Below are 18,615 nucleotides of genomic sequence, written 5' to 3' on the forward strand. Positions count from 1 at the left end.
CACTCTACGTGCGCTCAACGTTCAACGCATGTGCGGCACTCACCACCAGGTGTAAAGACTCGTCCTATAGAGGTCTTGTGGACTCCCCAGCACTCCGCTACGGTCCTCTATAGGTCTACATGAGTAGACGAAGCGACTGACGTACGGAGGTGAAGAGCGATGGCTCTTCGTGGTGGTACTCGGTTCACCGTTCCCTTCGAAGCTGTCTTCCCGCACGGTGCGGTCTTCGTGCCGGACTCGATCGCGGAGGCGCAGGACTTCAACGAGGCGACCCGGCAGCGGACGCCCGCCAAGGACAAGGTCACCGGTGAGCGGGTGTGGCAGTGCCGGGTGATGGACATGGACCCGGAGCTTGGGTCGCGGTCGCGGGAGGTGTCGATCAAGATCCTGTCGAACGTGCAGCCGGTGCCGCCGGTGGGTCCGTTCCAGCCGGTCGAGTTCGAGAACCTGACCGTGACCCCGTACGTCGGCTCCAACGGCCGGCTCGCCTACTCGTTCCGGGCGACCGGGATCGTCGCGCCGAAGACCCTGGCCGAGTCGCGCGGGAAGGCCGCCTGATGCGTACCTACGTCAGCGCGTCGATTCACGTGAAGCCGGATACCGAGCTGTCGTTTCACAGCTATCCCCAGGACGGCCGGGTGACGGTGCAGCTCGGGGAGAGCCCCGGTGCGGTGACGCTGTTCCTTCCTCGGGCGGAGATCGACCGGTTGGCCGGTGTGCTGGCTGAGGCGCGAGAGGCGCTGTCGGCTTCGGGCGTGAAGGAGGCTGCGTGATGTTCGGCCGGAAGCGCTCTGAGGCGGAGCCGGTGCGCAAGGAACAGGTGTTGCGGCTGATTTCGCTCGGGATGCGCGAGACCGACGCCGCCGACAGGGACATTGACGGCCCGGAGTTCGACGAGGCCAAGGCTGTGTTCGAGGCGGCGCTTGGCAAGTCGACGCAGGCGGAGAAGAACGCGGCGATCGACGCGCTCCGGCGGCACGGCTACTAGATGTGGCGCGGGGCGGCCCATGCCCTAGGAAAGCCGGCCGCCCCGCTGCCCTCACCAAATCCTCTCGGCCTGGAAGGGCAGGTTCATCATGCCAAGATTCCTGGACTGGACGCGCACGGGCAGTGCCGGCGATCCGGTCCCGTGTGTCATCTGCGGTAAGCCGGCGATCTGCCGTAGCCCTGCGGGCAAGCCGGTGCACAAGGTCTGCGCTGAGGCGTGGATCGACCAGCGCAACGCCGGCAAGGCGGTGGCGTGATGCGCGCTCCGCTGGTCAACTTCCGTCGCATACAGGTCGCCGCGCCGTGGCCGCTGGTCTGGACGGTCACCTTCTTCATCCTGCTCGTCCGGCTCGTGGTCTTCCTGGTGGGCATCGCTGTCACGGCGGTGCGGCATTGGCGGGCCTGGCCGGCGGTCGCCCTGGTCGTGCTCGCCGTCGATGTGCACCGCTCGCACGGCTGGTGGCCTCACCTCCTGGTCCTCATCGTCGTCGCCGCTTCGGCGGGTGTGTGGTGGTGGCGGTCTCGGGAGTCCTTCGAACGCCTGGTGGTGTTGCGGGGGCTGTCGTGGTGGCGGCGGCTGTGGGTGTATCGGCGTCAGTGGCACGAGGTCATGTCGCTGTGTGGGCTGGTGAAGAAGTACGACGGTGGCGAGAAGCTGCCGGAACTGCTGTCGGTGCGCTGTACGTATGCCACGGATGAGGTCGTGTTGCGGATGCCTCGGGGGCAGAACCCGGAGGCGTACCACAAGGCGGCGCGGGATCTGGCGTACTCGTTCGGTACTCGGCACTGCCGCGTCTTCTCCGGCCGCCGCCAGGCGCCCCCGGCCCGCTCTGGCTCCCTCGCCTGGATCCTGCGCCGCGTCGACGCCATCCGGTTCCGCGACCGGCCTCGGCAGGTGTGGTTGGTGCTGATCCGCCGTGACCCGCTCACCCGCATCGTCAAGCCCCTGCCCGTACCCGCACGCCCGGACTTCACCGCCCTACCGCTCGGTCTACGCGAAGACCTGGCCGTGTACTGCCTGCGCCTGCTCGCCACGCACGTGCTCATCGGTGGGGCGACGCGGATGGGCAAGGGCTCGGTCATCTGGTCCCTGCTCCGGTCCCTCGCCGCCGGTATCCGCTCCGGGCTGGTGCGGGTGTGGGCCATCGACCCGAAGGGCGGCATGGAACTGTCGATCGGTCGGCCGCTGTTCTCCCGCTACGTCGATGACGACTGGACCCGCATGGCCGACATGCTCGATGACGCCGTGACCCGGATGCGGGCGCGTCAGCGGGTGCTGCGGGGCAAGGTGCGGGTGCACACCCCGACCGTCGATGAACCGCTGATCGTCATCGTCATCGACGAGATCGCTGCACTGCTCGCCTTTCTGCCGGACAGCGACATCCGCCAGCGCATCACCCAAGCCCTGGGCTTGCTGCTGACCCAGGGCGCCGGATTGGGTGTGTTGGTCGTCGCCGCCACTCAGGACCCCCGCAAGGAAGTCGTCTCGGTCCGTGACTTCTTCCCCACCCGCATCGCCCTGGGCGTGACCGAGCGCGGCCACGTCGACCTACTCCTAGGCGACGGCGCCCGTGACCGCGGAGCACTGGCCGACCAAATCCCGCTCTCGGCAAAGGGCGTCGCGTACGTCCTGCTTGACGGGCAGCCGGAACCGGCCCGGGTCCGCTTCTCCTACCTGGCCGATGACGTGATTCGGGAGATGGCCGCGACCTTCCCCGCTCCGCCCGAGGTCCAGCCCGAACCGGTCGACGCCCCCGCCCCGGCTCCGGCTGCGGTCAAGGCCCGGTCGATCGGCAACGGCCGGCACACCTACCGGCCCACGCCGCCGAAGCAGGCCGCGCCGTTGCTGCCGCCGTCGCTGCTTCACGCCCTGGACCTCGACGTCACCCCGAACGGAGGCGACCCCCGATGACCACCGAACTGCCCGAGAGCACCCCGGCCCGGATGCCCTACGCCGACCAACCCGACACCCAGGAGCAGGAGCCGCGGCGCTTCTACCGGCTGCGCGCCCCGCACGTCGACAAGGCGTCCGTGCCGGTCACCGTCCGCGTCACCCCCGACGCCGACCTCTACGTCGCCGTTGGTGCCGGCCGCCGCCGCATGTACCTCACTCCCAACGAGGCGTGGGCGCTGTGGCGCTGCCTCTCCGAAGCGGTCGCCTCGACGGGTGAGCCGCCGGAGTGGATCCGCGTGCACGTCACCCCCACCCACCGCTGACCTTCCCCGCACGTCTCTCAACGAGGAGTCCTCTGGTGACTGCCCGTCGCCTCACCCTGCGCCCGATCCGCCGTACCTGCCTCGACCTCAACCACACCGACCCCGACCAGACCTGCCCCTACTGCACCCCCGACACCCACGCTGCGGACATTCTCGACGCCGCTCTCGCCCGGCACGCCGAGATCGCTGCCGAAGACGCCGAAGCGTGGGGGTGGGCCGCATGACCGCCCGGCGCCTGCACCCGTTCGGTCAGCCCGTCGCCGTCTTTGCCGTCACCTCCGCCGGCCTGCTGCATCTGGTCATCAACCCCGAGGACTGCTCCCTGTGCCGCGCCCGCGGGGAGGTCCAGATCTGGAACCCCGAGATCCGCGACGCCCTTACCCACGAACGCACCTCACCCGCGCACCGCATGTGGAAGATCCCCTGCCCCGTCTGCCGCCCGGCCGACTTCGCCACCTGGGAGGCCCCGCGATGAGCTACCAACTGTGGTCCTGGCTGCTGATGGCCGTTGGCGTCACCGGCCTGTGGCTCGCCGGAAAGCGCTCGTGGACCGGCTGGGCTGTCGGCCTCGGCGCCCAGGTGCTGTGGCTCGCCTACTCCCTCGTGACGGAGCAGTGGGGCTTCCTCGTCTCCTGCTTCGTCTACGGCGCGGTCTACATCCGCAACCTGCGGGCCTGGCTCCGTCCGACCCCGGCCCCGGTGACTGCCTCGGCAGAGCAGGAGGTGACCGAATGCGCCGCGTCCTGAACACCGAACGCCTCGAAGGCGTCGCCCTGGTCGTGATCCTCCTCGCCGTGGGCGGCATGGCTGGTGCCGCGTCGTTCACCCACGTCAAGGACTGGACGATGATCCACGCCCCCGCCGGAACGCACGAGTGGTTCGGCTGGTCCAACGCCGTCATCTCCGAACTCACCCCCGCCGCCGCCCTGCTGGTCATCCGCCGCCGTCGCCGTCTCGACCCGGACGCCTCGGTGTTCTACCCGCTGTCGATTCTCGTCGGCGCGGTCGCCCTGTCCCTGGCCGCGCAGATCGCGGTAGCGAACGACAGCTTCTCGTCACGGCTGCTGTCGTCGGTGCCGGCGCTGGCGTTCCTCGCCCTGTCCAAGCTCGTCCTCACCGCTCCCGCCGCTCGCCCGGCCCGGGAGTCGGCCCCCGCCAAGCCCAAGCCCGAACCGGTGCCGGTGGCCGTCGAGGAACCCGCCGACCTGGAACCGGTCGACCTGCCCATCGACCCGGCACCCGTCTACGTCCCGCCAGCACCCCCGCCCGCCGTCGCCCCGGCCTCGACCCCAGCCACGCCGGTCCGCTCCGCGCTCATCTCGTCCGTCGTCCAGGCCCCCCGCAACGGTCAGGTCTTCGCCTCGGAGGTTGTCCGATGACCCGCACCCAACTCCCCCGCCGCAACCTTGCCCGCCCCACGGTGATCGCCCGCCGTGTCGTCGGCACCCCCGCCGAGGTCGCCGCCACCGTCGCCCTGGTCCGCGACTCCGGCCGCCTCGTCTCGATGACCGCACCCCGGCAAATGCCCGGCGACCCTCGCGTCACCGTCACCGTCCGGTTCCTCGACAACAACGACCCCGGCCCCGCTGCGGTCCGCCGACTGCGCCGAGGTCACCTCGTCGCCGCCGTCGCCGTCCCCGCCGTGGGTGCTCTCGCCGCTGCCGGGTACCTCCCCGCGCAACTCGTCGACGCCGTCCGCTCCGCGGCGCCGCTCATCGCGGGCGTCGTCCTGGTCCTCGTCGTCATCGTGGCGCTGCTGCGTCGCTCCGGTCGCTGCTGCCCCGGACTGCACTGCCCCGGCTGCGGCCACTGACCCGCGATGACTGCTGGTTGGCCCACCTACTGCGCCCGATGCCGTAGGTGGGCCACCGCCCTCATCGAATCCGGCCACCCCGGCACCGGCCACTACCCCGCCGAAACCGCCTGCCCCCGCCAACAACAAGCCGCCCACCGCTGGGCCGGCCGCCTCGGACCGACCCGCACCACCCCGATCGGTGACACCCAACCCACCCTGTTCGAGCTACCGGAGGTGACCCGTTGACCGCCCCGACCCTGCCCGGCCTCACCCCCGACACCGCCACCGCTACCGAACCGACCCCGGCCGCGGCTGCCCCGCCGGCGCCTGGCTCCCGTGCCGCACGCCTCGCCCTGCCCATGTCCCGGCAGGTGCTCAAGGAGATGGCCGCGGAGTACGGCGTGTGCCTGCGCCCGGTCACCCTGCGCCGCACCGACCTGCACACCGGACAGACCGAAGTCATCGACCTGCCCTGCGGCAGCACCCGCGAGGACAAGTGCTCTCCCTGCGCCAAGCGTGCCCGCCGGCTACGGCAGACCCAGATCCGGGAGGGCTGGCACCGTGCCGACGAACCCAACCCGGCCGGCGCCAACCCCGCCACCGATGCGCAGCGAGAGTTGGTGCTGCTGCGGGCGCACCTGGAATTCGCCCGTGACGAGGCACAGCGCTCCGCCCAGTTCGACCAGGTGCCCGGCATCGATCAGGCCATCGCGGAGGTAGAGGAAGCCATCGCCGCCGAAGGAATGCGCGGACAGGTCGCCCCACCCCACGACGACGACACCGACAGCGGCCGGCGCAAGCGGTCCACCAAACGGCGCCAGGACGCCCCGGACCTGCCCCGTAAGAAGGTCGAGCCACGCACGGTCGGGAAGGTCTACACCGCCCCCGACGGCACGCAGCACCGTCCGTCGATGTGGCTGTCGCTCACCCTCGACTCGTATGGCCGGGTACTGCCTGACGGCACGCCGGTTGACCCCGGCTCGTACGACTACCGGCGGGCTGCCTGGGATGCGGTGCACTTCGCCCGGCTGCTCGATCGGTTCTGGCAGAACCTCAGGCGGTGCGTCGGCTGGAACGTCCAATACGCCGGCTGCGTCGAGCCGCAGCGGCGCCTGGCACCGCACGCGCACTTCGCCATCCGCGGCACCATCCCCCGCGCCATGCTGCGGCAGGTCGCCGCCGCCACCTACCACCAAGTCTGGTGGCCCCCGGCTGACGAGCTGGTGTACTCGCTGGACCGGCTGCCGGTGTGGGACAACGACGCCGACGCCTGGGTAGACCCCGACACCCGAGAGCCACTGACCACGTGGGCTGACGCCCTGGACCTGCTCGACGCCGACCCCGACGCCCAACCCGTGCACGTCGTGCGTTTCGGCCGCCAGGTCCACGCCGAAGGCGTCACCCCCGGCACCGTGCACGCCGACCGGACCATCGGCTACATCACGAAGTACATCACCAAGAGCGCCGCCGACTGCCACAAGGCCGAGACGGACCGGCAGCGCGACCACCTCGACCGGCTCTGGCACCAACTGCGCATCACGCCGTGCAACGAGCGGTGCGCCAACTGGCTGCTCTACGGCATCCAACCGAAGAAGGCACACGGCCGCCTGCAAGCCGGACGCTGCAAGGGCAAGGTCCACCAACGGGCCACCCTCGGCATCGGCGGCCGGCGCATCCTCGTCTCGCGCGACTGGTCCGGAAAAACCCTCGCTGACCACCGCGCCGACGCGCGTGCCTGGGTCCGCAAGCTCCTCGGCGTCAGCACCGGTGCCGACGACGCCGACGCCGACTCCGTCGACCAGGACGACGCGCCCGCCTACGCCTGGGAGATGGCTCGGCCGGACGACCCCGACATCCCACCCCTGCAACACCGCCTGCTTCGGGCGCTGTCTCAACGCGCTCAGTGGAAGGCCGCACTGCTCGCCGCCAGAGACCGTGCCGCCACCACCGACACCAACACGCCGTCCGTCCCGCCACCCGCTGAACCGGAGGAATGATGCAACGCTCCGTCGTCTCCCTCACCGACCGTCCCCGTCCCTCCACCACTGAACCCGACGCCCCCGGCCGCCTGCTGCGCATGGCCGACAGCCGGGCCGTCTACTCCGTCCGCGAGGTCGCCCGACTGCTCTCGCTCTCCCTCGGCAGCACCTACGCCCTGGTCCGCGAAGGCGAGATACCCGCCCGCAAGCTCGGCGGACGCTGGGTCATCCCCAAGAAGCGATTCCACGCCTGGCTCGACGAATGCACCGAGCAGCCGACCAACGACCCGGAGGGCTGGGCCTAATGGGACACATCATCAAGACGCCTGCGGGCACTTTCCGGGCCAACTGGCGGGACGCGAGCGGCCGGCAAAAGGCCAAGACCTTTCCGACCAGGCGTCAGGCGGCCTCCTTTCTCGCCGAGACGGAAACCGCCATCGCGCGGGGCGGGTACGTCGATCCACACGCCGGTCGACTGCCGTTCGGGAAATACGCGGAACGGTGGCGGGAGTCGCGCAACGACGAACTCACCACGAAGGCGCGGGATGCCTCGATCCTGCGAACGCACGTGCTCCCGCGCTGGTCCGATGTGCCACTGCACCGGATCGATCACCTTGCCGTACAGACCTGGGTGACGGAGCTCAGCGCGCGACGCTCGCCCGCCACGGTGGCGGAGTGCTTCCGACTGCTCTCGGCTGTCCTTCGTTCCGCCGTCCGTGACCGGCTCATCGGCACCAACCCGTGTGAGGGCGTCAAGGTGCCGGCGCGCCGCAGGAAGGACACCGACGGACACGTCCTGTCCCGCGCTGATCTGGTCGCCAAACTCCTGCCGGCCGTGCCTGACCGGTACCGCGCCCTGGTCGCGCTTGCCGGCGGCACCGGGCTGCGTTGGGGCGAGTGCACCGGGCTCCGCTGGGATTCGCTCGACCTGACCAGGAAGACGGTCGAGGTCGTTCGGGTCGCCGTCGAGGTCGCCGGCACCGTCACCAGCAAGCCCTATCCGAAGTCGCGGGCAGGTCGGCGTACCGTCCCGGTGCCAGACTTCGCGGTCGAGCTGCTGACGGCCCATCGCGACGTCTTCCCCGCCGGTCCCCGCGGCGAGGTCTTCACCAACTCGTCCGCTGGCCCGCTACGCCGGACGTTGTTCCGCGCTCGGGTCTGGCGGCCGTCGCTGGTCCGTGCCGGCCTGCTCGGGAACGTGAGTCGGATCGGGCACTTCAAGTGGCGTGCGGCCTGGCTCGACCCCGAGGGCGTCGAGTGGACGGCGGAGTTCACCACCGAGCGGGAGGCGGTGGCGCACGTGGCGAAGATGGCGCCGGGCGGGCTGCGCTTTCACGACCTGCGGCACTCGTACGCCACCGAGCTGGTGTCGCGCGGCGTGCCGGTCAACGACGTCCAGGGCGTGATGGGCCACGAGAAACCGTCGACAACCCTGAACCTCTACACCCACCGCTCCGACGGGCGGGATCAACGCATCCGCGAGGCGTTCGCTGACGATCTGCTGACGCCCAACGACGACTGACGATGGAATCAGCAAGAGCCACCCTCTTCCGAGGGTGGCTCTTCTGCGCTACTTCGATGGTGGGCGATACTGGGATCGAACCAGTGACCTCTTCGGTGTGAACGAAGCGCTCTCCCGCTGAGCTAATCGCCCTCAGCGCCGATGACTCTACCTGATCGAGGGACCGGACCGGAAATCCGGGGTCCGCGTGCCGCGAGGCGGCCGGGCGGCTCCCCGGAGCCGCGCGTCAGTGCGTCGCCAGGTAGTGCAGCGCCTCGGCGACGACGTCGATGCCGAAGCTGTACTTCAGCGACAGCCAGACCACCGTGCCGACGAAGACCAGGCCGACGCTGCCCAGCACGAAGCGCACGCCCAGCGACCGGCCCTTCACCCATTGCGTCCAGTTGTGCACGTGGCGGCGGGTGAAGGCGAGCAGCCTGCGGGCCCAGTGGAACTCGACGGCCCAGATGCCGAGGCCGGCGATCACCAGCAGCCAGCCCGGCCCGGGCAGCGGGATGAGGGCGATGCCGATGGTCACCACGAGGGCGCCGGCGATGGCGATGAAGATCTTGAGGGCGACCCGGCCGGTCGGGTTGGCCCGGATCAGGTCGAGGGTGGTGGCCAGCCGCTGCCGCCAGCGCGGTCGCGGGCGCCGTTCGGCCAGCGCCGTCCCGTTGGTGCCACCCCGGTCGGCCGGCGGCCGACCGGGCCGGTCGTGCTGCTCCATCGGCACTCCGTACCCCCGCTTTTCGGTTGCCCGGACCGCGACTTTCGGCCCGCCCGGCGCGGCCATGGGATCCACTGAGGATCGTTTCGTGACCATTTCCTCCCCCAGTGTGGCTCGCGCCCGTCACTGCAACCGTCGACTGGACGTTACCGGAGTAAGTCGACGACTGAACCACCCGATGCCGGGCGGGATCACGCACTGGGCAGAACCGGAAAACCCTACATGAATCCTCACATTCACGCGGACTTTCCGACCCCCTTCCCACCACTGGGTGAAGTCAGCGTATGGCGGAGCGTAGCCAGGAGTAGCACCTGAGTATGGGAAAAGCGGGACACGCGCGTTCCGCAGCGGTGCCGGGGGGAGATCGTCCATGAGTGTCATCCGACCGACGACCGTAGAGGTCGAGACGTCGCTAAGGCTCGTCGCACCTGACGCCACCGCCTTGCCGGTGCGTGCCAGTCTGCGTTACGACCCTGCTGATCCGTATGCGGTCCATGTCCTGTTCCATGCCGAATCGGCCGGCGGCGAGGCGGTCAGTTGGTCCTTCGCCCGCGAGCTGCTGGTCACCGGCCTCGACGAGCCGGCCGGCATCGGCGACGTGCGGGTCTGGCCCTGGGCCACCCCGCGCGGGGACTTCGTCGCGCTGGCGCTGTCGTCGCCCGACGGCAACGCTCTCTTCGAGGTGCCGCGCAGCGTCCTGGTGCGCTTCCTGCGGCGGACCTACGTCGTCGTTCCGCGCGGCCGCGAGGCCGAGCACCTGGACGTCGACACCGCGGTCAACCGGCTGCTCGCCGGCCGCTGACACACCGGCAAGACCGGCCGACCGGGGCCGCGCGGATCTGCCGAGTCCGCGCGGCTCCGGCCCACCAGGGGTACGCGGGCAGCCTCCCGCCCGTCGCCGGGCTCAGCCGTGGGTGGTGATGCCGCCGTCGACCGGGATCACGGCGCCGGTGAGGTACGCCCCGGCGCGCGACGACAGGTAGATCGCGGTGCCGGCCATGTCCTCCGGGCGGCCGATCCGCCCGAGCGGCACCTGCCCCTCGATGGCGGCCCGGGACGCGGGGTCGTCCAGCGCGAACGCCATCATCTTGCTCTCGAACGGTCCCGGCGCGATCGCGTTGACCGTGATCTGCTCGCCGGCGAGCTGGTGGGCCAGGCTGCGGGTGAGCATGTGCACGGCGGCCTTGGTCGCCGAGTACGCGTACACCTCCATGAACGGCACCCGGATGCCGTCGACGGAGCCGATGTTGATCACGCGGGCCGGGTCGTCGGCGCTGGCGGACGCGCGCAGCGCGGGCAGCAGCGCGGTGGTGAGCCGGAAGACGGCCTTGACGTTGACCGCCCAGAGCTTGTCGAACGCGCTCTCCGGGTACGACTCCAGCGGCGCGCCCCAGGTCGCGCCGGCATTGTTGACCAGCACGTCGAGCCGGTCGACGCGCTCCCGGACGGCGGCGGCGAGTCCCTCGGCGCCCGCGTCGTGCCCGAGGTCGGCGGGGATGGCCTCGCAGCGCCCCTCGGTGGCGAGTTCCTTGGCCACGGCCTCGCACACGTCGGCCTTGCGCGACGAGATGATCACGTGCGCGCCGGCCCGGACGAAGCCCTGGGCGATCATCAGGCCGATCCCCCGCGAGCCGCCGGTGACCAGGACCGTCTTGCCTTCGACCGAGAACAGATCCGTCATGCCCATCCCATCGCGAGTCGGCCGGGGCCGCCGGGCGACACGGCCGGCCCGGCCGATGCGGACCGGCGGTGGGCGTGCCGCGACCGGACGGCGCTACCGCCCGGTAACGTAGCCCGCCCCCGACGATCTCGACAACCCCCGCCCGCCCCGCCCACGGGCAGCTTTGCGGGTGGCCTCGGGATGCAATGGTCGTCGCCTCGGGCTACCGTCGCAGGCGATGGTCTCTTCCGGTCAGCTCTCCCCCGCGCCGCTCGCCGCCCACGCGACCGTCCCCGCCGAGATCGACACGCTCACCCTCGGTGACCTCGCGTCCGACCCCGGCTGGCGTCGTCCGGTGCTCCTCGATCGGGACCTGCTGGTGCTGACCACCGGCGGACACGGCACCGCCGAACTGGATTTCCGCGTGCTGCCCTGCCGGCCCGGCACGCTGCTGCGGGTGCGCGCCGGTCAGGTGCTGCGCTGCGCCGGCCCGCACCTCGACGCGACGGTGGTGCGCTGGGACGCCGACGCGCTGCGCGGGCTCGACGTCGAGCCCGACTCCGTACCGGCCTGGATCCAGCTCGCCGGCGAGGACGAGGACGCGGTGATCAACGAGGTCAGCCAACTGGCCGTGGACTGCCAGCGGCACCACGGGATGGCCGCGGCGCGCGGCCTGCTCCGCCACCAGCTCGCCGTGCTGCTGCTCCGGCTGTCCCTGGCGCCCGAACGCCCCCGTCCGGGCCCGGTGGGCGAGCGCCCCCGCCCGGACGTGGTGCCCGAGCGTCCCCGCCCGGCGCCTCGGGCGGAGGTGGCCACCTTCCACCGGTTCTGTCGGGAGGTCGAGCGCGGCTACCAGCACACCCGCCGGGTCGAGGACTACGCTGCCCGGTTGGGGTGCTCGGTGCGCACGCTCACCCGGGCCTGCCTGGCGGTGACGGGGCGCAGCGCCAAGCAGGTCGTCGACGAGCGGGTGGCCCTGCAGGCGAGCCGACTGCTGGCGGCCACCGACGAGCCGATCGCCCGGATCGGGCGGCGGCTCGGCTTCTCCGAGCCGACGAACTTCGGCCGGTTCTTCACCCGGGAGGTCGGGATGAGCCCGGGCGCGTTCCGTGCCGCGCGGGAGCGGCCGGCCCCGGGCCCGGTCGTCCGGCCCCGTCCGCCCGCCGACGCGGTCGACGGCCCCGGCCGGGCATGATGACGGGGTGCAGATCTCCGCGCGCGGCGACTACGCGGTACGGGCGGCGCTGAGCCTGGCCACCGCGTACCCCCGATTGCTCTCGACCCAGGCCATCGCGGCGGAGCAGGACATGCCGCGCAAGTTCCTGGAGGCGGTGCTGGCCGACCTGCGGCGGGCCGGCATCGTCCGGGCGCAGCGTGGCGCCGAGGGCGGCTACACGCTCGCCCGGCCGCCGCGGGAGGTGACCGTCGGCGCGGTGCTGCGCGCGGTGGAGGGCCCGCTGGCCGGGGTCCGTGGCCTGCGCCCGGAGGAGACCAGCTACGAGGGCGCGGCGGAGCACCTGCCCGGGCTCTGGGTCGCGGTGCGGGCCGCCGTGCGCCGGGTGGTCGACGAGGTGAGCCTCGCGGAGATAATCAGTGGCCGGCTGCCCGCCCACGTGCGTAGGTTGACCGCCCTGCCCGACGCCTGGGAGCCGCGCTGATGCCCACCCCCGTCCTGCGCACCGACCGCCTGCTGGTGGAGCCGTACCGGCCCGACGACGCCGAAGACTTCGTCGCCCTCTTCACCGACGCCGAGGTGGGCCGGTTCATGGGCGACGGGCCCATGGCGGCCGACGAGGCCGGCGCGCTCTTCGGGCGGGTCTTCACCAAGGTGTACGCGAACGACCTCTTCGACGTCTGGGCGGTCCGCCGCGACGGCCGCTACGTCGGGCACGCCGAGATCAAGCGGACCGACCAGGTCGACGGCCACGAGATCGTCTACGCGCTGGCGAAGCCCGCCTGGGGCGCCGGCCTCGGCACCGAACTGGCCCGTGCCCTGGTCCGGTACGGCTTCGACACGCTCGGCCTGCCCCGGATGTACGCGACGGTCGCCGACGCCAACCACGCCTCGCTGGCGCTGCTCGGCAAGCTCGGCTTCGTCCACGAGCGGGACATCGCCGAGGACGACGGCAGCGTCACCCGCGTCCTCGTCGTGCACCGCCCCTGAGCCCGGCCGCTCCGGCGCCCCCGGGGCGTCACAGCGTGGTGATCACCTCCCGGGCGTGCAGGCGGGGCAGGCGGTCGCGCCGCGCGTCCGGGCCCGGGCGGCCGATGTTCATCAGCAGCAGCACCTCGTGCCGGCCGTCGGGGAAGAACTCCCGTTGCACGCCGGCCGCGTCGAAGCCGGCCATCGGGCCGGCGGCCAGCCCCGCCGCCCGTACGCCGACCACCAGGTAGCCGATCTGGAGGGTGGCGTTGAACCGGGCCTGCGCGGCGCGCTCCGCCCGGTCGCCGAGCCAGTCGCGGGCGCGCGGCCGGTGCGGGAACAGCTCCGGCAGCCGCTCGTGGAAGTCCACGTCGGCGGCGAGCACCGCCACCAGCGGCGCGGCCGCCGTCTTCGCCCGGTTGCCGCCCGAGACGTGCGGCAGCAGGCGGGCCCGGGCGGCTGCCGAGCGGAGCAGCAGGATCCGCAGCGGCTGGCCGTTGAGCGCGGTCGGCCCGTACCGCACCAGTTCGTGGATCGCCGTGACCTGGGCGTCGGTCACCGGCTCGTCGGTGAAGGCGTCGGCCGTGCGGGCCGCCCGGAAGAGCAGGTCCTGGGCGGCCCGGTCCAGCGCGAGCGGCTCCCCGCCGGGTGTCGGCGGGCCCGCCCCCACCGCGCCGCCCGCCGACGCCCCGCCCGGCGGCACCACGCCGCTCGCGGGCGGCGCGGCGGACGGCCGCCGTACGTCGGGCGCGGCCGATCCGGTCACGCCGACACCGCCGGGCCCGCGCTGGTGTACCCGCCCCGGTGGTAGACCAGCGGATCTCCGTCCTCGCCGCCGCCGAGGGCGAGCGGCTCGGCGACGAAGAGGGCGTGGTCGCCGGCCGGCACCCGGTGCACGACCCGGCAGAGCAGCCGGGCCAGCGCTCCGGTCAGCAGCGGCACCCCGAACGGCCCCGGCGTCCAGTGCGGGTACGCGGCGAACCGGTCCAGCCCGCTGGTGGCGAAGACCCGGGCGGCCTCCCGCTGGCCGGCGCCGAGCAGGTGCACGGCGACGTGCTCGGCCCGGACGAGCACCGGCCAGCTCGACGAGGCGACGCCGAGGCAGAACGAGACCAGCGGCGGATCCAGCGAGACCGAGGTGAACGACGTGGCGGTGAACCCGGCCCGGACGGGCTCGCCCAGGCCGCCGAGGCAGGCCGGCTCCACGGTGCCCGGGGCGACGGCGGTGACCACGGTGACCGTCGCGGCCTGCCGGCGCAGCAGCGCCCGGAACAGGTCCCGGTCCACCGGTAGCAGGTCGGCGGCGTCCGCCCGGGGACGCTCCACGGTGGTCACGCCGGCACCAGCGTCGGGGCGGCGTAGGTGCTGACGGGACGGGGCAGTCCGTAGTGCTCGCGCAGCGTGCGGCCCGCGTACTCGTGCCGGAACAGGCCCCGGGCGCGCAGCAGCGGCACCACGTGGTCGACGAAGTCGGCCAGCCCGACGGGGAGCAGCGGCGGCATGACGTTGAAGCCGTCGGCGGCGCCCTGGGTGAACCAGAGTTCGATCTGGTCGGCGACCTGCTCGGGGGTGCCGGCCACCACCCGGTGACCCCGGCCGCCGCCGAGCCGGCCGATCAGCTGCCGGATGGTGGGCCGCTCGCGCCGGACGATGTCGGCGACGAGCTGGTAGCGGCTCTGGTGGGCCTGCACCGTGCCGGCGTCGGGCAGCTCCGGCACGGGCCCGTCCAGCGGGAGGCCGGTCAGGTCCAGGCCGAGCATGCCGGAGAGCTGCGCGAGGGCGTGGTCCGGGACGATCAGCTCCTCCAGCTCGGCGGCCAGGGCGCGCGCCTCCGCCTCGGTGCCGCCGAGCACCGGGGCGATACCGGGCAGGACCTTCACCTGCTCGGGGTCCCGTCCGGCGGCGGCCACCTGGCGCTTCAGCCCGGCGTAGAAGGCCTGCCCGTCGGCGAGGGTCTGCTGGGCGGTGAAGACCGCCTCGGCGTACCGGGCGGCGAAGGCCACGCCGTCGGCGGACGAGCCGGCCTGCACCAGCAGCGGCCGGCCCTGCGGCGGACGGGGGACGTTGAGCGGGCCGCGGACCTGGAACTCCGGCCCGCGGTGGGCGACCTCGTGCACCCGGTCGGTGTCGGCGAAGACGCCGCCCGCGGCGTCGAAGAGCAGCGCCTCGTCCTCCCAGCTGTCCCAGAGCTTGATCGTCACGTCGACGAACTCGGCCGCCCGCCGGTAGCGGTCGGCGTGGGCCGGGTGTTCGTCGAGGTTGAAGTTCCACGCCTCCCGCGTCTGGGCCGAGGTGACGATGTTCCAGCCGGCCCGGCCGCCGGAGAGGTGGTCCAGCGAGGCGAACTTGCGGGCCACGTGGAACGGCTCGTTGTAGGTGGTGGAGACCGTGGCGATCAGGCCGATGTGCTCGGTCACCGTGGCCAGCGCGGCGAGCAGGGTCAGCGGCTCGAAGACCGCCTGGATGTTGTGCCGGGGGTTCGGGCCGACGGAGAGCCCGTCGGCGAGGAAGAGCGAGTCGAGGGTGCCGCGTTCGGCGATGCGGGCCAACTCCTGGAAGTGCCGCACGTCGGTGACCCGTCGGGGGTCGGTGCGCGGGTGCCGCCAGGCCGCCTCGTGGTGGCCGACGCCCATCAGGAACGCGTTGAGGTGCAGGGTGCGGGGCATGGGAGGTCCTCTCAGGCGGAGACGTCGACGCGCCAGGTGGAGAAGCGGCGTTCGAGGGCGACGAGGAGCTGGTTGACCAGCAGGCCGATGGCGGAGATCGTGATGATCCCGGAGTACATGTCGGGGATGGCGAAGTTGTACTGCGCGTAGTTGATGAGGTAGCCGAGCCCGGCCTTGGCCCCCACCATCTCGGCCGCGACCAGCACGAGGATCGAGTACGCCCCGGCCAACCGGACGCCGGTGAAGATGGTCGGCACCGCGGCCGGCAGGATCACCTTCTGGAACAGCCGCAGGTGGTTCAGCCCCATGGACCGGGCCGAGCGCACCAGCAGCGGGTCGACGCCCTTCACCCCGGCGATCGTGTTCAGCAGGATGGGCCACGAGCAGGCGTAGAGCACCAGCGCGATCTTCGAGGTCTCCCCCAGCCCGAGAATGAGCACGAAGACCGGCAGCAGGGCCAGCGCGGCGGTGTTGCGGAACACCTCCAGCAGCGGGCTGAGCAGGTCGGCCAGCGGCCGGTACCAGCCGATCAGCAGGCCGAGCGGGACGGCGGTGAGCACGGCGAGGCCCAGCCCGGTCAACGACCGGGTCAGGCTGGCGCCGACGTGCTCGGCGAGCTGCCCCGTGCGCAGCAGCTCCGTCCAGCCGACCAGCACCTCCGACAGCGGTGGCAGGAAGACCCGGTCGACCAGGCCGGCCCGGGGCACGAGTTCCCAGAGCGCGGCGAGCAGGGCCAGCGCGGCGGTGCGGTGCAGCACCCGGCGGCCGAGGCCGAGCAGCCGGCCGGGCAGCGGGCCGCTCGGGGTGGCGGGCTCCGCCGGCGCGGCGGTCGGGGCCACCACGCGGGCGGGCCGCTCGACGACGTCAACCAACGCGGGCCTCCTCGGGTCGGGTCGCCGGGCCGGCGGCGGGATCGGTCGGTGCGGTGCGCCCGTCGGCGGCCTGCGCGGCGCGGCCTGCGACGCTCCGCGCGGCGCGGACCTGGGCGGCGCGCGCGGCGCGGCCTTCGGCGGCCTGCGCGGCGCGGACCTCGTCGCGCAGCAGGGTCCAGATCTGGTGCCGGTGGTGGCGGAAGGCGTCGGAGGAGCGGACGTCCTCCACGGCGGTGCGGTCGCCGAGGTCGATGTCGATGACCTGCTTGATCCGGCCCGGCCGGGAGGTCATCACCGCGACCCGCTGGCCCAGGTGGACCGCCTCGTCGATGCCGTGCGTGATGAACACGATCGTCTTGCCGGTGCGCTCCCAGATCCGCAGCAGCTCGTCCTGCAACGAGTCGCGGGTCTGCGCGTCGAGGGCGGCGAACGGCTCGTCCATCAGCAGGATGTCCGGGTCGTACGCGAGGCTGCGGGCGATGGCGACCCGCTGCTTCATGCCGCCGGAGAGTTCGTGCGGGTAGCGCTCGGCGAACCCGGTGAGCCCGACCAGCTCCAGGTGGTGCGCGATCAGGTCGGCGCGTTCGGCGCGGGGCACGCCCTTGGCCTCCAGTCCGAACGCGACGTTGCCGGCGGCGGTGCGCCAGGGCAGCAGCGCGTACTGCTGGAAGACGATGCCACGGTCCAGGCCGGGCCCGGTGACCGGCCGGCCGTCGACCAGCACCTGCCCACCGGTGGGCCGGGACAGCCCGCCGAGCAGGTCGAGCAGGGTGGACTTGCCGCAGCCGCTGGGCCCGACGACGACCAGGAACTCGCCGGCGCGTACGCCGAGGGTGACCTGGTCCAGCGCGGTGACCGCGCCGGCGGACGCGCGCCGGCCGGCGCGGACCGGGAAGGTCTTCGTCACCCGGTCGAAGAGGATCTTGTCGGTGCTCATGCCGCCGCACCTCCGGCGGCGAAGGGGTTGTACTCGTTGGTGTAGACGTCGCCGGGTCTCGGCTTGTCCCCCTTGAGCTCGCCCTCGGCGGCCAGCCAGTCGATCCAGGTGGCGAACTCCTGGTCGGTGATGACCCCGCCCCGGCCGGCGACGCCGCTGCTCTTCCAGTGCCGCACCAGCGACGGGTCCTCGTTGCGGCCGCGCTTGGCGATGATCGACTCGAAGCGGGCCACCACGGTCTCCCTGGGCTGACTGCGGGCCCACTCGATGGCCCGGCCGACGCCGGCGACGAACGCCTTCACCGTCGCCGGGTTGCGCCGGATGAAGTCGTCGCGGAAGACGTAGGCGCCAGCGCTGAACGCGCCCAGCAGCTCGAAGTCGGTGAAGATCGTGCGGATGCCGCCGTTCGCGACGGCCTTGTCGCGGATCACCCCGCCGAGCACGGCGACGTCGATCTGCCTCTGGCGCAGCGACTGCTCGATGTTGACCGGCGGCAGCGCGACCAGCTCCACCTGGGCGATCTCCTCGGCGCTGAGGCCGCCGCGGGACAGCCACGTCTTGAGCACGGCCTCGGCGTGCGCGCCGAGCGTGTTCATGCCGACCTTCCGGCCGACCAGGTCGCGGGGGCCGCGGATCGGGCTGTCGTCGGGCACGTAGTAGCCCTGGAAGCTCTGGGCGTCGGAGCCGTAGTAGCTGATGACGGCGGTGATCGGGGCGTTGGCGGCGGCGAGCTTGACGATGGCGCCGTTGAACGCGCCGCCGAAGTCGCTCTGCCCGGTGGCGGTGGCCTGGATGTCCTGCGGGCCGCCGGTGACGTTGCCGATCCAGTTGAGCCGGACGTCGCCGAGGTAGCCGAGGTCGGCGGCGAGTTCGGGCAGGGTCACCTGCCCGGCGGAGCCCTGGTAGCGCAGTTCGGTGGTCGGTGCGGAGCCGGCCGCTGCGCCGCCGCCGCAACCGGCGGGGGCGAGGAGCGCCAGCGCGGTCAGGGCGGCGAGGGCACGCGGAAGGACACGACGGGGTGAAGCCATGGAGGTGTCTCCTGATCTGTCCACGATCGAGTGGAGGAGGCCCCGCGAGGGGCGAAGAGGCACGCCGCTCCGCGTCGAGCGGACGGGCGGGGGAAGCTGCGCG

General features: G+C 72.4%; 26 protein-coding genes and 1 tRNA gene. 18 read left to right on the forward strand and 9 right to left on the reverse strand.

Annotated elements, in window-relative coordinates:
- The first annotated feature begins 159 nt into the window (after positions 1 to 159).
- The 14 genes from ACGF7U_RS08410 to ACGF7U_RS08475 all read left to right on the forward strand — a co-directional run bounded on the left by ACGF7U_RS08410 (position 160) and on the right by ACGF7U_RS08475 (position 8,500).
- Entirely contained in the window at positions 160 to 558 is a 399-nt protein-coding gene (locus ACGF7U_RS08410) for a transcriptional regulator (RefSeq protein ID WP_393104366.1), read from the forward strand.
- Positions 558 to 773 (forward strand): hypothetical protein, encoded by a 216-nt coding sequence (locus tag ACGF7U_RS08415; protein WP_393104368.1) that lies wholly within the window; start codon positions 558 to 560, stop codon positions 771 to 773. The genes ACGF7U_RS08410 and ACGF7U_RS08415 overlap by 1 nt, the downstream gene beginning before the upstream one ends.
- Entirely contained in the window at positions 773 to 988 is a 216-nt protein-coding gene (locus ACGF7U_RS08420) for a hypothetical protein (protein WP_393104370.1), read from the forward strand. Before ACGF7U_RS08415 ends, ACGF7U_RS08420 begins: the two co-directional genes overlap by 1 nt.
- An 88-nt stretch (positions 989 to 1,076) precedes the next feature.
- Positions 1,077 to 1,244, forward strand: coding sequence for a hypothetical protein (locus tag ACGF7U_RS08425; protein WP_393104371.1), 168 nt, complete (start codon positions 1,077 to 1,079; stop codon positions 1,242 to 1,244).
- Entirely contained in the window at positions 1,244 to 2,899 is a 1,656-nt protein-coding gene (locus ACGF7U_RS08430) for an FtsK/SpoIIIE domain-containing protein (RefSeq protein WP_393104373.1), read from the forward strand. Before ACGF7U_RS08425 ends, ACGF7U_RS08430 begins: the two co-directional genes overlap by 1 nt.
- A complete protein-coding gene (locus tag ACGF7U_RS08435) occupies positions 2,896 to 3,204 on the forward strand; it encodes a spread protein (RefSeq protein WP_393104375.1) in 309 nt (102 codons plus the stop codon). The genes ACGF7U_RS08430 and ACGF7U_RS08435 overlap by 4 nt, the downstream gene beginning before the upstream one ends.
- Before the next feature lie 35 nt (positions 3,205 to 3,239).
- Complete coding sequence (locus ACGF7U_RS08440; RefSeq protein ID WP_393104377.1) at positions 3,240 to 3,428, forward strand: hypothetical protein; 189 nt, start codon at positions 3,240 to 3,242, stop codon at positions 3,426 to 3,428.
- Positions 3,425 to 3,679, forward strand: a complete 255-nt coding sequence (locus ACGF7U_RS08445; protein ID WP_393104379.1) for a hypothetical protein — start codon at positions 3,425 to 3,427, stop codon at positions 3,677 to 3,679. The genes ACGF7U_RS08440 and ACGF7U_RS08445 overlap by 4 nt, the downstream gene beginning before the upstream one ends.
- Positions 3,676 to 3,951 carry a hypothetical protein gene (locus tag ACGF7U_RS08450; protein ID WP_393104381.1) on the forward strand — a complete coding sequence of 92 codons (276 nt, stop codon included), beginning with the start codon at positions 3,676 to 3,678 and terminating at the stop codon, positions 3,949 to 3,951. The genes ACGF7U_RS08445 and ACGF7U_RS08450 overlap by 4 nt, the downstream gene beginning before the upstream one ends.
- Positions 3,936 to 4,583, forward strand: coding sequence for a hypothetical protein (locus tag ACGF7U_RS08455; protein ID WP_393104383.1), 648 nt, complete (start codon positions 3,936 to 3,938; stop codon positions 4,581 to 4,583). The genes ACGF7U_RS08450 and ACGF7U_RS08455 overlap by 16 nt, the downstream gene beginning before the upstream one ends.
- Positions 4,580 to 5,017, forward strand: a complete 438-nt coding sequence (locus ACGF7U_RS08460) for a hypothetical protein (RefSeq protein ID WP_393104385.1) — start codon at positions 4,580 to 4,582, stop codon at positions 5,015 to 5,017. Before ACGF7U_RS08455 ends, ACGF7U_RS08460 begins: the two co-directional genes overlap by 4 nt.
- A 224-nt stretch (positions 5,018 to 5,241) precedes the next feature.
- The gene (locus tag ACGF7U_RS08465; RefSeq protein ID WP_393104387.1) at positions 5,242 to 6,996 is read left to right on the forward strand and encodes a replication initiator; all 1,755 of its coding nucleotides are present in this window, start codon (positions 5,242 to 5,244) and stop codon (positions 6,994 to 6,996) included.
- Positions 6,996 to 7,283 carry a helix-turn-helix domain-containing protein gene (locus ACGF7U_RS08470; RefSeq protein WP_393104389.1) on the forward strand — a complete coding sequence of 96 codons (288 nt, stop codon included), beginning with the start codon at positions 6,996 to 6,998 and terminating at the stop codon, positions 7,281 to 7,283. Before ACGF7U_RS08465 ends, ACGF7U_RS08470 begins: the two co-directional genes overlap by 1 nt.
- Entirely contained in the window at positions 7,283 to 8,500 is a 1,218-nt protein-coding gene (locus ACGF7U_RS08475; RefSeq protein WP_393104391.1) for a tyrosine-type recombinase/integrase, read from the forward strand. The genes ACGF7U_RS08470 and ACGF7U_RS08475 overlap by 1 nt, the downstream gene beginning before the upstream one ends.
- Positions 8,501 to 8,557: 57 nt before the next feature.
- Here the strand turns inward: ACGF7U_RS08475 and ACGF7U_RS08480 are convergent.
- Positions 8,558 to 8,632 (reverse strand) — tRNA-Val (locus tag ACGF7U_RS08480).
- 94 nt (positions 8,633 to 8,726) lie between these two features.
- On the reverse strand, positions 8,727 to 9,302 hold the full coding sequence (locus ACGF7U_RS08485) for a TIGR02611 family protein (protein ID WP_393104393.1): 576 nt from the start codon (positions 9,300 to 9,302) through the stop codon (positions 8,727 to 8,729).
- Between the two features lie 274 nt (positions 9,303 to 9,576).
- Between ACGF7U_RS08485 and ACGF7U_RS08490 the strand changes: the two genes are divergently transcribed.
- Positions 9,577 to 10,008 carry an SsgA family sporulation/cell division regulator gene (locus ACGF7U_RS08490; protein WP_007457244.1) on the forward strand — a complete coding sequence of 144 codons (432 nt, stop codon included), beginning with the start codon at positions 9,577 to 9,579 and terminating at the stop codon, positions 10,006 to 10,008.
- A 102-nt stretch (positions 10,009 to 10,110) separates the two neighbouring features.
- Here the strand turns inward: ACGF7U_RS08490 and ACGF7U_RS08495 are convergent, their stop codons facing one another.
- A complete protein-coding gene (locus ACGF7U_RS08495) occupies positions 10,111 to 10,887 on the reverse strand; it encodes an SDR family oxidoreductase (protein WP_393104395.1) in 777 nt (258 codons plus the stop codon).
- Between the two features lie 217 nt (positions 10,888 to 11,104).
- Here ACGF7U_RS08495 and ACGF7U_RS08500 point away from each other — a divergent pair, with 217 nt between their 5' ends.
- From ACGF7U_RS08500 to ACGF7U_RS08510, 3 genes are read left to right on the forward strand one after another with little or no spacing between them, the layout of a single operon-like run.
- The gene (locus tag ACGF7U_RS08500) at positions 11,105 to 12,061 is read left to right on the forward strand and encodes a helix-turn-helix transcriptional regulator (protein ID WP_393104397.1); all 957 of its coding nucleotides are present in this window, start codon (positions 11,105 to 11,107) and stop codon (positions 12,059 to 12,061) included.
- Between the two features lie 7 nt (positions 12,062 to 12,068).
- Positions 12,069 to 12,524, forward strand: a complete 456-nt coding sequence (locus tag ACGF7U_RS08505) for an RrF2 family transcriptional regulator (RefSeq protein WP_393104399.1) — start codon at positions 12,069 to 12,071, stop codon at positions 12,522 to 12,524.
- A complete protein-coding gene (locus ACGF7U_RS08510; RefSeq protein ID WP_393104401.1) occupies positions 12,524 to 13,030 on the forward strand; it encodes a GNAT family N-acetyltransferase in 507 nt (168 codons plus the stop codon). The genes ACGF7U_RS08505 and ACGF7U_RS08510 overlap by 1 nt, the downstream gene beginning before the upstream one ends.
- A 28-nt stretch (positions 13,031 to 13,058) precedes the next feature.
- On the opposite strand, the gene ACGF7U_RS08515 is transcribed toward ACGF7U_RS08510, so the two are convergent.
- From ACGF7U_RS08515 to ACGF7U_RS08540, 6 genes are read right to left on the reverse strand one after another with little or no spacing between them, the layout of a single operon-like run.
- The gene (locus ACGF7U_RS08515; RefSeq protein WP_393104403.1) at positions 13,059 to 13,775 is read right to left on the reverse strand and encodes a malonic semialdehyde reductase; all 717 of its coding nucleotides are present in this window, start codon (positions 13,773 to 13,775) and stop codon (positions 13,059 to 13,061) included.
- Positions 13,772 to 14,344 (reverse strand): flavin reductase family protein, encoded by a 573-nt coding sequence (locus ACGF7U_RS08520; protein ID WP_393104405.1) that lies wholly within the window; start codon positions 14,342 to 14,344, stop codon positions 13,772 to 13,774. Before ACGF7U_RS08520 ends, ACGF7U_RS08515 begins: the two co-directional genes overlap by 4 nt.
- The gene (locus tag ACGF7U_RS08525) at positions 14,341 to 15,675 is read right to left on the reverse strand and encodes an LLM class flavin-dependent oxidoreductase (protein ID WP_393104407.1); all 1,335 of its coding nucleotides are present in this window, start codon (positions 15,673 to 15,675) and stop codon (positions 14,341 to 14,343) included. Before ACGF7U_RS08525 ends, ACGF7U_RS08520 begins: the two co-directional genes overlap by 4 nt.
- 11 nt (positions 15,676 to 15,686) lie before the next feature.
- Positions 15,687 to 16,547, reverse strand: coding sequence for an ABC transporter permease (locus ACGF7U_RS08530; protein ID WP_393104409.1), 861 nt, complete (start codon positions 16,545 to 16,547; stop codon positions 15,687 to 15,689).
- A complete protein-coding gene (locus tag ACGF7U_RS08535; protein WP_393104411.1) occupies positions 16,540 to 17,484 on the reverse strand; it encodes an ABC transporter ATP-binding protein in 945 nt (314 codons plus the stop codon). The genes ACGF7U_RS08530 and ACGF7U_RS08535 overlap by 8 nt, the downstream gene beginning before the upstream one ends.
- The gene (locus ACGF7U_RS08540) at positions 17,481 to 18,512 is read right to left on the reverse strand and encodes an ABC transporter substrate-binding protein (RefSeq protein WP_393104413.1); all 1,032 of its coding nucleotides are present in this window, start codon (positions 18,510 to 18,512) and stop codon (positions 17,481 to 17,483) included. Before ACGF7U_RS08540 ends, ACGF7U_RS08535 begins: the two co-directional genes overlap by 4 nt.
- Positions 18,513 to 18,615: the final 103 nt, after the last annotated feature.

The organism is Micromonospora sp. NPDC047670, from assembly GCF_043204915.1.
Classification (GTDB): domain Bacteria; phylum Actinomycetota; class Actinomycetes; order Mycobacteriales; family Micromonosporaceae; genus Micromonospora.

What these genes read in the sequence shown, in the direction of transcription:
- ACGF7U_RS08410 (WP_393104366.1), top strand. Translation starts at nt 160, where the DNA reads ATGGCTCTTCGTGGTGGTACTCGGTTCACCGTTCCCTTCGAAGCTGTC.
- ACGF7U_RS08415 (WP_393104368.1), top strand. Translation starts at nt 558, where the DNA reads ATGCGTACCTACGTCAGCGCGTCGATTCACGTGAAGCCGGATACCGAG.
- ACGF7U_RS08420 (WP_393104370.1), top strand. Translation starts at nt 773, where the DNA reads ATGTTCGGCCGGAAGCGCTCTGAGGCGGAGCCGGTGCGCAAGGAACAG.
- ACGF7U_RS08425 (WP_393104371.1), top strand. Translation starts at nt 1,077, where the DNA reads ATGCCAAGATTCCTGGACTGGACGCGCACGGGCAGTGCCGGCGATCCG.
- ACGF7U_RS08430 (WP_393104373.1), top strand. Translation starts at nt 1,244, where the DNA reads ATGCGCGCTCCGCTGGTCAACTTCCGTCGCATACAGGTCGCCGCGCCG.
- ACGF7U_RS08435 (WP_393104375.1), top strand. Translation starts at nt 2,896, where the DNA reads ATGACCACCGAACTGCCCGAGAGCACCCCGGCCCGGATGCCCTACGCC.
- ACGF7U_RS08445 (WP_393104379.1), top strand. Translation starts at nt 3,425, where the DNA reads ATGACCGCCCGGCGCCTGCACCCGTTCGGTCAGCCCGTCGCCGTCTTT.
- ACGF7U_RS08450 (WP_393104381.1), top strand. Translation starts at nt 3,676, where the DNA reads ATGAGCTACCAACTGTGGTCCTGGCTGCTGATGGCCGTTGGCGTCACC.
- ACGF7U_RS08455 (WP_393104383.1), top strand. Translation starts at nt 3,936, where the DNA reads ATGCGCCGCGTCCTGAACACCGAACGCCTCGAAGGCGTCGCCCTGGTC.
- ACGF7U_RS08460 (WP_393104385.1), top strand. Translation starts at nt 4,580, where the DNA reads ATGACCCGCACCCAACTCCCCCGCCGCAACCTTGCCCGCCCCACGGTG.
- ACGF7U_RS08470 (WP_393104389.1), top strand. Translation starts at nt 6,996, where the DNA reads ATGCAACGCTCCGTCGTCTCCCTCACCGACCGTCCCCGTCCCTCCACC.
- ACGF7U_RS08475 (WP_393104391.1), top strand. Translation starts at nt 7,283, where the DNA reads ATGGGACACATCATCAAGACGCCTGCGGGCACTTTCCGGGCCAACTGG.
- ACGF7U_RS08485 (WP_393104393.1), bottom strand. Translation starts at nt 9,302, where the DNA reads ATGGTCACGAAACGATCCTCAGTGGATCCCATGGCCGCGCCGGGCGGG.
- ACGF7U_RS08490 (WP_007457244.1), top strand. Translation starts at nt 9,577, where the DNA reads ATGAGTGTCATCCGACCGACGACCGTAGAGGTCGAGACGTCGCTAAGG.
- ACGF7U_RS08495 (WP_393104395.1), bottom strand. Translation starts at nt 10,887, where the DNA reads ATGACGGATCTGTTCTCGGTCGAAGGCAAGACGGTCCTGGTCACCGGC.
- ACGF7U_RS08500 (WP_393104397.1), top strand. Translation starts at nt 11,105, where the DNA reads ATGGTCTCTTCCGGTCAGCTCTCCCCCGCGCCGCTCGCCGCCCACGCG.
- ACGF7U_RS08510 (WP_393104401.1), top strand. Translation starts at nt 12,524, where the DNA reads ATGCCCACCCCCGTCCTGCGCACCGACCGCCTGCTGGTGGAGCCGTAC.
- ACGF7U_RS08525 (WP_393104407.1), bottom strand. Translation starts at nt 15,675, where the DNA reads ATGCCCCGCACCCTGCACCTCAACGCGTTCCTGATGGGCGTCGGCCAC.
- ACGF7U_RS08535 (WP_393104411.1), bottom strand. Translation starts at nt 17,484, where the DNA reads ATGAGCACCGACAAGATCCTCTTCGACCGGGTGACGAAGACCTTCCCG.
- ACGF7U_RS08540 (WP_393104413.1), bottom strand. Translation starts at nt 18,512, where the DNA reads ATGGCTTCACCCCGTCGTGTCCTTCCGCGTGCCCTCGCCGCCCTGACC.